The organism is Priestia sp. BR_2 (genome assembly GCF_041954005.1).
GTDB lineage: Bacteria > Bacillota > Bacilli > Paenibacillales > Paenibacillaceae > Paenibacillus_AQ > Paenibacillus_AQ lautus_A.
Genome location: NZ_JAVFHM010000087.1, coordinates 1 through 14,198 on the forward strand (window position 1 = coordinate 1; position 14,198 = coordinate 14,198).

General features: G+C 51.3%; 13 protein-coding genes. 5 read left to right on the forward strand and 8 right to left on the reverse strand.

What is annotated here, in order from left to right; translation table 11 throughout:
- Positions 1–406, forward strand: a 406-nt coding sequence (locus RB298_RS02165) for a Crp/Fnr family transcriptional regulator (RefSeq protein ID WP_486045512.1), incomplete at its 5' end; no start/stop codon positions are given.
- Positions 407–1,451: 1,045 nt separating this feature from the next.
- On the opposite strand, the gene RB298_RS02170 is transcribed toward RB298_RS02165, so the two are convergent.
- From RB298_RS02170 to RB298_RS02195, 6 genes are all read right to left on the reverse strand, one after another.
- A complete protein-coding gene (locus RB298_RS02170; RefSeq protein WP_486045514.1) occupies positions 1,452–3,311 on the reverse strand; it encodes a M56 family metallopeptidase in 1,860 nt (619 codons plus the stop codon).
- Positions 3,311–3,724: a BlaI/MecI/CopY family transcriptional regulator gene (locus RB298_RS02175; protein WP_012819123.1), complete on the reverse strand. Its 414-nt coding sequence runs from the start codon at positions 3,722–3,724 to the stop codon at positions 3,311–3,313. Before RB298_RS02175 ends, RB298_RS02170 begins: the two co-directional genes overlap by 1 nt.
- A gap of 227 nt (positions 3,725–3,951) precedes the next feature.
- Positions 3,952–4,692: a hypothetical protein gene (locus RB298_RS02180; protein WP_486045516.1), complete on the reverse strand. Its 741-nt coding sequence runs from the start codon at positions 4,690–4,692 to the stop codon at positions 3,952–3,954.
- Positions 4,693–5,029: 337 nt separating this feature from the next.
- Entirely contained in the window at positions 5,030–5,806 is a 777-nt protein-coding gene (locus tag RB298_RS02185) for a DODA-type extradiol aromatic ring-opening family dioxygenase (protein ID WP_096774991.1), read from the reverse strand.
- Between the two features lie 77 nt (positions 5,807–5,883).
- A complete protein-coding gene (locus RB298_RS02190) occupies positions 5,884–6,711 on the reverse strand; it encodes an alpha/beta hydrolase (protein WP_096774990.1) in 828 nt (275 codons plus the stop codon).
- A 391-nt stretch (positions 6,712–7,102) separates the two neighbouring features.
- Complete coding sequence (locus RB298_RS02195; RefSeq protein WP_096774989.1) at positions 7,103–7,357, reverse strand: hypothetical protein; 255 nt, start codon at positions 7,355–7,357, stop codon at positions 7,103–7,105.
- Between the two features lie 266 nt (positions 7,358–7,623).
- Here RB298_RS02195 and RB298_RS02200 point away from each other — a divergent pair, with 266 nt between their 5' ends.
- The 3 genes from RB298_RS02200 (at position 7,624) to RB298_RS02210 (ending at position 9,683) form a co-directional block, all read left to right on the forward strand.
- On the forward strand, positions 7,624–7,959 hold the full coding sequence (locus tag RB298_RS02200) for a PadR family transcriptional regulator (protein WP_009592352.1): 336 nt from the start codon (positions 7,624–7,626) through the stop codon (positions 7,957–7,959).
- A 2-nt stretch (positions 7,960–7,961) separates the two neighbouring features.
- A complete protein-coding gene (locus tag RB298_RS02205) occupies positions 7,962–8,624 on the forward strand; it encodes a DUF1129 family protein (RefSeq protein WP_486045519.1) in 663 nt (220 codons plus the stop codon).
- Positions 8,625–8,750: 126 nt separating this feature from the next.
- On the forward strand, positions 8,751–9,683 hold the full coding sequence (locus RB298_RS02210) for a hypothetical protein (protein ID WP_486045521.1): 933 nt from the start codon (positions 8,751–8,753) through the stop codon (positions 9,681–9,683).
- Positions 9,684–9,805: 122 nt separating this feature from the next.
- On the opposite strand, the gene ilvA is transcribed toward RB298_RS02210, so the two are convergent.
- The gene (gene ilvA / locus RB298_RS02215) at positions 9,806–11,074 is read right to left on the reverse strand and encodes a threonine ammonia-lyase IlvA (protein WP_009592278.1); all 1,269 of its coding nucleotides are present in this window, start codon (positions 11,072–11,074) and stop codon (positions 9,806–9,808) included.
- Between the two features lie 284 nt (positions 11,075–11,358).
- Here ilvA and RB298_RS02220 point away from each other — a divergent pair, with 284 nt between their 5' ends.
- A complete protein-coding gene (locus tag RB298_RS02220) occupies positions 11,359–12,066 on the forward strand; it encodes a stalk domain-containing protein (protein WP_192569680.1) in 708 nt (235 codons plus the stop codon).
- A gap of 147 nt (positions 12,067–12,213) precedes the next feature.
- On the opposite strand, the gene RB298_RS02225 is transcribed toward RB298_RS02220, so the two are convergent.
- The gene (locus RB298_RS02225) at positions 12,214–14,103 is read right to left on the reverse strand and encodes a DUF2264 domain-containing protein (protein WP_486045524.1); all 1,890 of its coding nucleotides are present in this window, start codon (positions 14,101–14,103) and stop codon (positions 12,214–12,216) included.
- Between the last annotated feature and the right edge of the window lie 95 nt (positions 14,104–14,198).

Consider the following 14,198-nt stretch of genomic DNA (forward strand, 5'->3'; position numbering starts at 1 on the left):
GCAAGGCGCGATTGCCAAAGCAGCCGGCGATCACCCCGCCGTTCAAGGCTGGTGGGCAGCGTTCCTGGAGCACGCGGCACTGCCGGGCGTGAAGCTCTTCAACTTCATCATCCCGCTCGGTGAGTTCCTCGTCGGGGTCGGACTGATCCTCGGTACCTTCACCACCTTCGCAGCCCTGATGGGTCTGGTCATGAACGCCGCGTTCCTCTTCTCGGGTACCGTGAGCACCAACGCCCAAATGCTGCTGCTTGAAGTGCTGATCATCGTTGCTGCTGCCAACGCCGGTAAAATCGGTCTCGACCGTTGGGTTCTCCCTTACCTCCGCGGCCTGTGGAACAAAATGACGCACAGAACAACGAAAGGCGACGGCACCACCCACACACCTTTCAAAAAACAAACCGCATAACATTGTAAGCAACTGAAACCTAAACAACTAACCTATTGATTAAACAACCCGACTTGAGCCATCAAGCCGGGTTGTTTTTGTTGTGGCACGTTGGAGTTACGGCATATCACCTCGTGTTTTCGCATATGTTTGGGATTTGACATACTGCTTGTGTTTTGACATACTGCTTGTGTTTTGGCATGCTGCTCATGCATTGGCATACGTCTGAGCTTTGGCATACGTCTGAGCTTTGGCATACTGCTGAGCTTTAGCTTACTTTTAAGCTTTGGCATATATTCGAGCCTTAGCATAAGTTTGAGCTTTAACATACGTTCGGGCGTTGTGCTTACGTTCGAACGTTACTTTATACGGCACTAACTAGCTACTTACCATTTTAGCGGACTCAGCGGACCTTATTTTGACCAAAACCACCTTTTCTTTAATGCTAACGGACCAGAGATCCGTTATTCACCGAATTTGGCCTTCATTTTACGTGATATCCGCAATTTAACGGATCGTGTGTCCGATAGATCCCCCAATTGCGAGCAAAAAGCAAAAATAGCGGATCTGAGGTCCGATACGGCCAGGCCGTAACTCGTGTGACATACAACTTGGGAGCCTACGAGCTCTCTTTAGAGCGCCGCCTGGAAAGCCAGGCTTTTTCATGCAATCGCATTTTTGGCATTCGAATCATGATTTACGAACCGCTAAATTCCTCAAAATTGAAAAGTGGGCTAATGCGATATGCTGGTCTTTGTCGGGCCGACGGCAGATCGAATTTCGGAATCGCTTCACCGTCATACCTCATCCGCCCGTTCCCATCCGCGCCTTCTCTAATTAAGCCAATGGGATCAGATCTTCATGCGTCGACGGATGTCCCGGATCGGTTGTGATGCTAAATGACTTGCCGTTTTCAATCCAGAACAGCAAGTTGATTATATATTCCTTTCCCAGTTTGGATTCTCTTCTTTCGGACTGCAGATAAATCATGATCAACAAAAGAACCCATGCAATCCTATTTACAGGACTGCATGGGCCTATCGCGCAAAATAGCTAGCTCAAAATGTTATTTCTGCACCGCTGCTTTCAGAATTTCGACCTTCTGTTCCTTGGACATATCCCATGTGGTTGAAATGCTGTATTCGAAGCCGCCTTCATGCCAAAAAACGTATTTTGGATAGATATCCGCCGGTAAGTCATCCTCAAAGAAACCGTTCTTCTTACTTCCTTCTGAGTCCAACGTATATTTAGAAATGGCCAGCGTGTCTTTTCCGTTCGTATATTCAAGACGGATGGTTGCCGCCTCTTTCCAGTCTATCTTTTTCGCGTAGACGGGTTTTCCGCTCTTCTTGCCTTCGGACCTTACTTCATCAACGAACTTTCCTTCGGTTGGACCTTCAATTCTCGCTTTGGCAAACTTATATCCTTCCGGCAGGTTGGCAGGCTGCTCCAGGATGGAACCTTCCAGCGTGGAAGCTCTTTTCAGGTAGTCCTCGTAAGCAGAGAATTTTTCTATTCCTCCCCAATAACTTAGGTCGAATCCGCTGTTAAGATCCTTATATTTATGATACAGAACGTACATATCACCAGTCTCTTTACTTAGTTTCTTCACTCGATTGGTCTCATCCTCGATATACTTCTTTTCCTCTGGAGTTAGAGCCTTGGCTGCGGCTTCTGCTTTTTTCCGGGCCTGTTCCCGTTCTTTCTTGTAAAGCTCGCGGTCTATATCCCCCTCCGGATAGATCACGGCAGCTTTCGAATCCTGTTCCGATTGCACTGGAGCTTTTTGCGGTACGTTCCCCGCATTGCTTTCCTTTGCATTAACCAACGTCACGCTACCAAGCGCGAGAATCATTCCCAGCCCCAAAACGGACAGGCGGTAGGATTTTTTGTTAAAATGCTTAATCATTTTAAGTCTCCTTTTCATTTGTTTATGCGTGGCGGACAGGCCGGCAAGCCCCGGCTGGCGATGGTATCCTGAAAAATGCTCCAACACATGGATGATCGTTTGTCCGTATGCAATGTTTTGCTGCGGGCTCATCCGATCCAAGACGCATGCATCGCAAGCCATCTCCTGGTCTTGCCTTGCCTTATGTACGGCTAGCCATAATAACGGATTAAACCAGTGGATGATCAGGATGATATGCATCAACCAGTTCACTGCCACATCCCGCCGCTGAATATGCGCGAACTCATGCGCAAGAATATATTGAAGCTGCTCCTGTTTCAATGTGATGAGCAGGCTTGGCGAAATGACGATCGCCGGCTTACTATAACCGACAACGGCAGGTCCGGGAATTCGCTCGCTGGCGACAAACTGCACGTTTCGTTTCACGCCTAATTGCTGTTTCGTCTCGTGAAACACTGCCGATAAAAAAGGCGTATCCATTTTTCGGCCCGCGCGCAGGGCTTGTTTCAATCGTAGCTGGTCGTAGACCGTTTTCGCGGCCAGAATCAGCACGCCAGCAAGCCAAACCGACATCAGTATATTGGTGAAACCTTTTTGCTTGAACCCATTCCACCAAAAGCCGCTCTCCTGCACGGGTTCTGATTCAAGGGATGGGGCAGGTACTTCCGAAGTTCCGCCTGCTTCCAGATTTAAAGAACTCTCAGCGCGAACCACCGCTTCGCTTATTCTCCCCGTTTCCTTCCAAAGCGGTGGAACTTGGGTTTGTTGATGAATGCCGGGCACGATGGCCTCCAGAGACAACACATTGTATAGGCTAAGCGAAGATTCCGGGGCCCAAGGGAGCAGCAAGCGAATGGCCACAGGAAACCAAAGCCAGTATCTCCATCTGGCTTCAATCTTGTTTTTTAGTAGAAATTGCAGGATCAGTACAAGGACGATCAGGATGCCGGCCATGAACGATCCGCGAATGACCCAGCCGAAAAACAATAATAAATTTTCATGCAATGTATGACTCATCAGGGCTCTCTCTTTTCTGCTTCCCCGTCGCTGCTGTTCTCGTCAAACAAAGCCTTCAGATCCTCGATTTCTTGCGCATTCAGTTTTTTATCCTGCAAAAAGTTGGCCAGCATCGGCTTTAAGGCCCCCCCATAAAGTTTTTTCATGAAGGATTTGGTTTCAGACTGCAGATACTCCTGCTCGCTGATGATCGGATAAAATAGTTGGGTGCGCTTTGAACCCTTTTCCAGTTTCGCACCCGCTGCTTCCTTCTGCACCAGACGACTGAGGAGCGTCCGAGTTGTGTTGGGGTTCCACCCCATCAGATCCGTCATTTTCTTTACGACCTCGCTGGAAGGGCAGTCCGGATTAGCCCACAATACGCGCATAATTTCCAGTTCTGCATCCGTAATCGGTGGTATTTGATGATTCATGCATGAAACCTCCAATGTTAATTCAATCAAACTACATGTGTAGTTATGTTAATGCTACGATTGTAGTTTGATAATGTCAACATGTTTGGCGAAGAAAATTTTCTTGGTTTAGTTACATGCAGTATACTTGTACCGCTTGTGGGCATGTTGATCTGCAAAAGAACTCATGCCATCCTATTTCTAGAGCTGTATGGGCTTGTCCGCAAGACCTATAGCTGACGCAGAAGTTATTTTTTCACCGCTGCTTTCAGAATCTCGATCTTCTGTTTCCTGGACAGATCCAATGAGGTTAGTGAAATACTGTATTCAAATTTGCCGCCATCATTCCAAAAAACGTATTTTGGAAAAACATGCGCCGGCAGCTTATCGTTAAAGAAACCTTTTTTCTTGCTTCCCACCGAATCTACCGCATACTTGGAAAAGCCCAGCGTGTCTTCTCCGTTCGTATATTTAAGACGGATGGTTGCCGCTTCTTTCCAATTTATCTTTTTCATGTAGATGGGCTTTCCGCTCTTCTTGCCTTCGGCTCTTACTTCATCAACGAACTTTCCTTCGATCGGGGCTTCAATGACCGCTGTTAAGAACTTATATCCCTTCGGCAGGTTCGCAGGCTGCTGCAGAATGGATCCTTTCAGGGTTGAAGCTTTTTTCAAGTAGTCCTCGTACGTAGTGAATTCATGCACCCCTCCCCAATAGCTAATATCAAATCCGCTATTTAACTGCGGGTATTTATGATACAAAACATACATATCACCCGACTCTTGGGTTAACTCCTTTACTCTCTGGATCTCTTTTTCGATAAACTTTTTTTCCTCTGCCGATATAGACTTGGCTGTTGCGGTTGTTTTTTTAACAGCGGATGCTTGGGCTTTCTTGACGGATTGTGCCTCCGCCGCAAGGTTTGCGGAAGAACCCAGTAATAGAATGCTGCTTAGGGTCGCGATTGCTACTTTCGTTGCTGCTTTCATTCGGTAATGCTCCTCTCCTATAATCTTTATCGATAAACTACAGCTGTAGTTACAAATCAATACTACAATTGTAGTTCAATAATGTCAACAAGGTTTGTGCAGAAAAATTTTTGGGTTTGGTTGAATACAAAAAATAGCCGAGGCGCCTGCGGATCATGGCAAAAAAAACCATGCAATCTTATTTCAGACTGCATGGGCTTGTGTATAAAACCGATGGCGCTACGTTCTGGTTCTCCGGCACCCGCACAGCGGGTGTTTTTTTGTTTCGCGCGTTTCACGCGCTCAAACAGCCCAAACACAACAAAAGCCGAGCTTGTGATCCAAGCTCGGCTTCTCATTATTCGAATGACCAGCAGTTCAGACTCAAACTGCCATATTGGTAAGATTGAAACAATCGCTTTGCCTTGCGGCCGTTGTCCGCAGCCCCCATCGCATAGAACAAGGGGACAAAATGCTCCCGTCCGTAGGACGGTACGGCGTCGCTGGCATGAGGCGCTTTTTTGTCATACGCAAACAGATTGTGCAGGTCCCAATTCGACAGCTGCTCCGCGACCCATTCGTCGAATTCAGCTGCCCATGCATCCGGCTCATCGCTCTGATGCACCATCCGCAGATTGTGCACCAAGCCGCCGCTGCCGATAATCAGAATGCCTTCATCACGCAAATCGGACAGCATCGCACCGATGGAATATTGTTCGCTTGGCGAGCGCTTGGAGTCCACGGACAAGGCCACCACGGGGATATTCGCATCGGGGTACATTTTGCGCAGAATGACCCATACCCCATGGTCCAGTCCGCGGCCGGTTACGGCTTTGGCGTGCAGATTCTTTGCCTCAAAACGCTGACGGATCTGAGCTGCCAGCTCCGCACTGCCTCGGGCAGGGTACGTAATCTTGTACATCTCTTCCGGAAATCCATAAAAATCATGCATGGTTCCATGCTCGGCGTCCTCGGTCAACCGTTGATCCGGATCGTCCCAATGGGCTGAAAATACCGCAATGCCTCTAGGTGCAGGCAGCTCCCGCCCCAACTGCTCAAGGAAGCGGGTGTACTCGTTGTCCTCCAGGGCCATCATCGGCGAACCATGGGCAATAAATAAAGCAGGTAACGTCATCGATGCCACCTCCAGCTTCAAAATCAAGGGACAACTCTATTGTACCGTTAAATCGCCCATTATGCCAAATAACTCCCTTAAATCATCCAGTGCTGCCATTCCTGCTGAATGTTCTCCTGCCCGTTCAACCAATCCCGCGTCCGCTCAAGGAGCAGCTGGCGCTGGGGTCCGGCAGAGTACGTGTGATCGGCCTGGAAAATAATCTCCTTGTCGCAGCGGCCTTCCTGACGCATCCAGAACACCTTTTGAAACAGGAAAGCGTAGTCCACTGGAATCACCTCATCCGAGGTACCATGAACGACCAGCACATTGCCCGTAAACTTGATGGCTTCCTGGAATGGCTGCCCCTGAGCCAGCGAATCGAAAAAGACCGGGGTAAACGAGTATCCCAAATAATCGGCGGATCCCGACTTAACCGAGGTGTCGTACACGTCGCGACCGGTGATTTTGACGATATCATTGAACGGGTATCCTACCGAGGACCACAGAATCAAATTCTTTACCCGGCGATCGCGAACGGCCGTCTGCAGGGCGACGGCGCCGCCCAGGCTATGTCCGAGGAGCGTGATGCGCGTCGGATCGACATCCGCGCAGCTGAGTCCGTAATCAAGAACGGAACGCGTCTGGGCAATCATCGAGTCTAGACCTTCGCTGCCGTAATTGCCCGAGCTTTCCCCGCATCCGATATAGTCGAAACGGATCACCATGTACCCGTCTTCGGCAAACTCGCGCGCCGTTTTGACAAACAACCGATCCACCCCGATCCGGCTTCCCACAAAGCCATGGCAGATGATGACCAGCGGGACCCGATTGCACCGGCTTCCGTGAGCCGATTCCTTCAATGGGTAATGGATGGTTGCCGTAAGTTCCTCTTGATTATGCCGGATAGTAATTTGCCGCTCCATGCCGATTCCTCCTTGCGATAACGCGCCGTAATCATAATATTAATAATTCCGATAAGATTAATATGAATTAATTAAACTTATCTTAGCATCGTGATTATGGATTGTCAACGCAATTGAGCAGGAGTCAAACGCAAACGATTGAAGGGTGTGACGGTGCCATGAACGCTGAAATGGCGGTATGCAGCGAGATTCAGCCTATTTAAAGCTGGCGGTTAAGAAACGGCCATTCTGCCCTCTACCTGTATTACGGACTAACGCGGCATCCGTTTGCCAAGTCGTTCATCCCGCTGACGCCCGCACCTTCGCCCCACTCGCGGCTCTGTAAATCCAAGCATGCGCTTCTCTTGTCCGCTTCAACGTTCATCCCTTACGCACCACCGCACCTTCAGCCTTACTCGTAACTCTGGCGAAACATCGCATGGGTTTCTTCGCGCCCGCTCCAATCGTTCATCCAGGTCTTCCCGACCGGATCATTCTCCCATAAGGATGCGGCGGTGAGATCATGGTCCTCACGCTCGGAGACGAATTCTCCTTCAGGCTGGGCCGGTGTCACATCCAGAGCACCGCTGTTTGCGATTACCTCCTGCCCTTGTACCGGCACAGCGTCTCCTCCGTGCAATTCATCGTCAAAAAAGCTAGCGCTCATCTGAGAACTCCTCCTTCTTATCCCTGAATGATCAGGGCGTCGTGTATAGATTCAGAATGCTTATTATTGTGAAATAGGAGCCGGAGAATTATACCTTGTTCACGAAGGTGACAAGATTCAGCAGCACTACCTTGCATTGCAAGCATGTTATCTGCTATGATATATTGCATAACAAGGTAGTCTGCTATCGTGCCTACTCGCAGTCCAGCCCCTCACGCCTCACTACCTTGCATAGCAATATACCTGAAGGAGGAATCCCCACATTCATGACCACCCAAAGTCAAATGCTAAAAGGCATTCTCGAAGGCTGCATCCTCTCGCTCATGGAGCATCGGGAGGTTTACGGTTATGAGCTCAGCACGCTGCTGGAAGACAGCGGGCTGACGTTTGTGAGCGAAGGCAGCATCTATCCCCTGCTGCTGCGCATGCAGAAAGAGCAGCTCATCGAAGGCACCCTAAGGCCCGCGCCAGGTGCCGGGGGACCGCCACGCAAATATTACAATTTGACCGATAAAGGCCGGCAGGTTCTTCAACAATTCAAGGAACATTGGGGAACGCTTAAAGATAGTGTGGACCACATTTTAACCCGCGGAGGACAGTAAAGATGAATACCAAACAGATGATCAAAGAGAACAACCGACTCCAGGATGCCATGAAGCCGAACAACCTAAGCTATTACCAAGACATGGTTGTCTATATCCGCAGCAGCTCCGTGCAGGAGCAAAAAGGCGAGGAGCTGCTGCTCGAAATCGCCCAGCACCTGCTGGACGCGCAAGCCAAAGGCAAAAGCGCCGAGGAGGTATTCGGCAGCGATCCCGAATCCTATTGCAAGGAGCTGGTCGACCAGCTGCCAAAAATGAAAGGCCTCAGCAGCCTCCAATTCCATCTCATGATCCCGTGGGTGGCATTAACCTGGTTTTTCTTCGTTCAGGCTCTGGTCGGGTTCATCACGATGTGGGCCGGGGGTCCGGTCGAGCGCATGACGCAGGTACGCATATCGACCCTGATTCTGATCGCAGTCGGTTCCTATGTGCTGATCCACGCATTGCTGAGATGGATGAAGAACGACGCCTTCAAGCCGGAGGAAGACAAACGCAAGGTGAATGCTCGCAATATCGGGATTTATGTCGCCATCACGGTATTGATATTGGTAGCGGGCGTGTGGCTGGGACGGCTGCTGCCGGTACTGACGGTTGCGCCATGGATCAGCCTCGTCATATTCCTGATCGGAATCGCAGGGACCAAACTTCTTTTTTCGAGCAAATAATACAAACTCGTCATGAATTCGCGGGCGGCGCTTAACAAAATCTTTAATATTTTTTCGTTCTTTGTAAACTAATGTTCTATAGAAGATGATAGGATAAGGGTAATGTGTGGTAAGGGAGGAAAAACCATGTTAAAGTCGAAAAAATCCGCGATTGCTGCCATCCTTGCACTTATTCTATCGATCCAGACCGGCGTTATCGCTAGCGCAGCACCCGCATCCCAAGCTGGCTCAAACGCGGTTTCAAGCAAAGCTGCCGCCTTCGGCAATGCCGTGTACAACAAAGCCAATAAATTGCTGAAGGAATCCGACGTGGCTTATGCCAAGTCTTACATCACCAAGCATATCCGCAGCGTGACCGCGTATCAGGCGACCATGCTGGTGCTTAAGCTGGAGAATGCGATGAATGATGCGCTCCCGGCAAAAACCGACAAGGTGTACGAAATCGGGATTCAGGATAAACTGATGAACTTGTACAAATTCGGGGAGCCGATTAACACCACCATTAACAAAACCAAGGATGAAACGCTCCGAAAGGTGCTCATCAACCTGCGCGACAGCGGCTACAGGCTCTATACGACCGAGGGCGTGATCTTCCCGATCATCGACTATACCACGCTCAAGCCATACAAGCCTTATATCAACAAGGATATTCAAGCCTATATCGACATCATGGTCGTTGAATCGGAGAAGCCTGCCGTCAGCGATGCCGCTTTGGTGATCCCATGGAGCGAGGTCATTGATCGGGGACTAACGCAAGAGGCCTTTATCAGCGCGTATCCCAAATCCAATCGGACTGCGGACGTGAAGCTGAAGTTTCGATTCACCGAGCTTAGCCTATACTACGGTTATAACAACACGCCGCTGTTCAAATACGAGGACAATCTGCTGGACCCGGAAGTGCGGCAAGCATTCGATAAAGCACTGAAGGACAGCGACGCTGTCTCCAAAAGCGCGCTCCTCAAAAAGCTCAAGTCCTGGTCCGACGTGCTGGAGAGCAACAAAGACAAGCTGAACCAGGAAGTGGAGCGGTACCGTGCCAAGGCGGTTCCGATTGACTGAGGCATCCTGACGTTAACGGCGGGTGACGCCCTGGACCGCTAGAGGCCATACCATGAAATAACTGGAAAAGCCGGAGTTCCCGTTAGGGGAATCCGGCTTTTTATGGTGCTTTCGTGTACTTCTTAAATCAGCAGATTGAACAGGTTCATGTTCTTGTTCAGCTCCGTGTAATCCAGCCCCTTGCGCTGCATCCGCTCCACCAGCGGGCCGTAATCCTCCGGCCTCAAGAGCTCGATGCCCACCAGGGCAGGTCCGTCTTCCTTGTTATGCTTCTTCGTATACTCGAAGCGCGCGATATCGTCGTCGGGACCGAGCACTTCCTCCAGAAACTCGCGGAGTGCGCCCGCGCGCTGCGGGAAGTTGATCATGAAGTAATGCTTCAGCCCTTCGTAAATCAAGGAGCGTTCCTTGATTTCCTGCATCCGGTCGATATCGTTATTGCCGCCGCTGATGATGCAGACGACCGTTTTCCCGCGAATCCGGTCTCGGTTCATATCCAACGCCGCTACGGCCAGCGACCCCGCCGGCTCCACAACGATCGCATTCTCGTTATACAGCTCCAGGATGGTGGTGCAGGCCTTGCCTTCCGGTACCGTCACGATGTCGTCCACCAACTCGCAGCAGATGTCATACGTCAGCTGCCCGACGCGCTTCACGGCGGCGCCATCCACGAATTTGTCGATCTCATGCATGGTGACGACCTCGCCCTGCTTCTTGGACTCGATCATGGACGCTGCCCCAAGCGGTTCGACGCCAATGACTTGCGTCGTTGGGCTGACGGTTTTGACGTAGGTTGCCACGCCGGCCGCAAGACCGCCGCCGCCGATGGTGACAAACATATAATCGGCCGGCGCGTCCAGCTCCTCCATAACCTCCATCCCGATCGTGCCGTTGCCCGCGATGATCTTCGCTTCATCGAACGGGTGGATAAAGGTCATGCCGTACTCGTCGCATGCCTTAATCGCTTCGGCATATGCATCATCGAAGGTATCCCCTGTCAGAATGACCTCGACGCTGCCCCCGCCAAAACGCTTCACCTGCTTCACCTTCTGGTTCGGGGTCGTGCTCGGCATGTAAATCTTGCCTTTGATATTCAGCGCGTTGCAGGAGAAAGCCACCCCTTGCGCGTGGTTGCCCGCGCTTGCGCACACAATGCCGTTGCTGCGTTCTTCCTCCGACAAGCTGCGAATCATATTGTAAGCGCCGCGGATCTTGAAGGAGCGAACCACCTGCAGGTCCTCGCGCTTCAGATACACTTCGCAGTCATACTTGGCTGACAGTACTGCATCCCGCTGCAGCGGCGTGCGTACGATCACTTCGCGAAGCACGTGGTGTGCGCGCACGATGTCCTCCATGCTGACTGCCCGTTTTGCCGTATACGTCTCTTCCATTCTCTCGATCACACTCCCACTTCGCTGCCAGGTAAACGTTGATCCATCCGCTACCCTTATTTACGTATTTCTATCATTGTATCACTTTTCATGAAAATATCCCGCCCTTTTCTGGCAAGCTTTCGTAAAAGAGTTTTTTCGCAACAAGCATAACCCGGATGCACAGCCGTTACCCGTATACGGCTATGAAGGATCGGGCCTTCCCTTTAAAGAGGGTTGACTTCCTTCAGACACTTTAATACTATAAAGCATGAAAATTAACCTAAATTTTGGGAGTGATTTTAATGAAGAAAAAAGTATTGTATGGGTTATTGGCGGGTACACTCACGCTGGGGATTGGTACAGGCGCTATGGCGTCGTCAGCTTTGGAGCCAATCAAAGCCTATTTGAACAGCAAGATTTCCCTGAAATTAAACGGTACGGTGGTAACGCCGAAAGACGCAAACGGCAAAACCGTGCTGCCGATCACTTACAACGGCACGACGTACTTGCCTGTGCGAGCTGTAGGCGATCTGATGAATATCGACATTCGTTATGACAGCGCAACTTCTTCCGTACTGATTGGCGGCAATCAGGGATCCCCATCCCAAACCTCCAGTCCGTTATCATTAAGCTCGCTCGGAGCCTCCGTATTGGGGACATCAGCCTGGCACACCAAAGATTCCAGCGATACGGTCTACAAAGGCAAAGATTATAAAGACGTTTATTTACATACCGATTCGGCCAAACAAGGCAACAGCTTCCAGATCATGACGGGTAAAAAATATGCCAACCTGCATCTTGAGCTGGCCGTGACTGGCGGTGCGCAAGAAATCGTAATTATGGACCACAACAACTCAACGCTCAAAAAGGTGTCCCTGGGTGCTGAAGATGGCCTGGTCGGCGTAGACGTCGATGTATCGGCTGCCGATTTTATTTTTGTGGAGATCGTTGATGAAGGTCCGGGCACTTCCCTGTTTGTTCCTCTGACCAGTTCCTATTTGACAAAATAAGCCCTTGCGATGATTCGCGCGGGCGGAAGGCCATGATATTGAAAGCCGGGGGGTTAATGACCCCCGGCTTTATCTGTATGATCTATATTAGCTCTGACAAACCACTGCTTCATAACACATACCTATTAGGGTGAGATCACCTGCCCGTTAGTCCATCGGAATCACGATGACATTCCCCGTCTGCGTCCTAATTTTAATCTCACGCTGTCCTATCTCTACGCCCAGCCTTTCTTTCACGTCTTCCATGGAAGGCTCCTCAATGGAGGGAATGCCGGGAGCGCTGGGGGTGCCATGCACGGCCGCGATGAGCCAATGGGTTCCGGGTTCAAGCGCCGCCCTCAGTGTAGGTATGACAGTGCGGGGATGCAAAAGGTTCGTATTAGCATGAGGATAGATGAGCTCTGCCGTATCGTAACCGAGCATGCCATAAATAGCACTCGTGCCGAAAGTGCCGGAAGCCGATGCTGCCTCTTCTCCAACCATGGAGCTGCTCAGAGATCCCAAGCCTAATGCAAACCCGCCCTCGGCAGCATCGAGCATTCGTTCCGTGCTGATCCGATGGATGCGAATATGCCATGGCAGTCCTGCCGCTATCCAGGTCCTTACCTCGACGTCTCTCCACGGCTTCCATTGTGCATACAGCACATGCTCCCGAATCCGCGTCTCCTCGCATAAGCGCTTGACCCGGAACAGCCGATCGCCCTCGCTAAGGGCCAACATGGAATCAAAAGCCCCCTGGGCCAGTCCCCATTCCGCCCTCGGCACGCTGAACGCAAAGGCGGTAGAGTAAACAAACTTCTCGTACTTGGCGGAAGTATGCGTATGCTCGTTGGTAGACGGGTGGCCCGTATTGAACGCAGCCACATGGCCGGTCTGCGGCTCGCGGCAAAGCACCAGATGTGCGGGCTCCTGCACCGAAATACGTCCTGTCTCCGCCAGCTCCTGCTCCTCGGCCGTCCAGAACGGATGGCTATCCGGCAAAGCCAGGATCAGGAACGTCTTCAGCGACCAGTACACCGAGCCGGCCGCGTTATAGTTCTCCGACATGATTCGGTTCGGGTAAGCGTAACCCACCGTCAACACGCCGTCCCGGTCGAATATAGGCTGCTGAAACCACCATCTGAGATTTCTAAGGACCAGTCCCTTCAGCTGGCCCGGACTAAACCCGTCCAGCCCGGCATATGCCGCAGCAGCCGACCAGAAGGCCGACTGCGCAAAGCGGTACGTCAAGCTGCGTCCGTAAGGAACGGCCGACCCGTCGGGTGCAAACCAGTGGATGAAATCGCGTGCAAACAACGCTGCCCGCTCCCTGTAGCGCCCGGCGCGTTCCGGATCCTCGTCTCCCATCAGCTGCGCATAGATCAAGCCATAGAAATGAAAAGCATACGGCACGTAATAATCACAGTGCCCCCCGATCCCGTCGCTATACCAGCCTGCATCCAGATAAAATTCCTCAATGCGCCGGAGATTGTTCTCCAGCTGCCCGGCATCGTATGGCAAGCCTGCCTTGCGGAAACCAACGTTGACAAATACATGGAAGAACAGCCAATTGCAATCATAGCAAGGATGATGGTTGATTTGATCGAGCCACTGATAGAGGTTGGCCTTCTCCTTCTCGCTCAGCGGCTGCCAGATGCGGTCCGGAATCAGGGCAAAGGCCAATCCGAACACCGCCATCTCCACCAGCCGTTGATCATAGTCGTTCACCTGCCCCCAGTACTCCGCATGCTCCGGATCCGTCCCTGCGCGAATCCCTTGCAGGCATAGCTCCCACAGCCCGTCATGGGAGCCGCCGGCAACGGCGGGAACGAGCCCCCACAAGACGCGAGAGAAACCCTCCATCTCCGCAATATCGGCATAGGCATCGGCGCCCGAACGCTCAAGGATTAAGCGTGCGCGCCCCTCGCTGTAGCATTTGCTTAAAGGCTCCAGCAGCTGCGAGAGCGCCTCCTGCACGTCCCGTCTTGTTCTCAGCGGATTCCGGGCAACCGGATGGATCAAGCCTACCTCGGGATTCCCAGTAACCTGTATGCTCATCTAACATTCTAACTCCATTCCCGGAATGCTTCTTCTAATTCCCATATCCTCTTCCTTGCCTTACTTCCACTATTTCCTTCCCGAGCGCCGCTTCA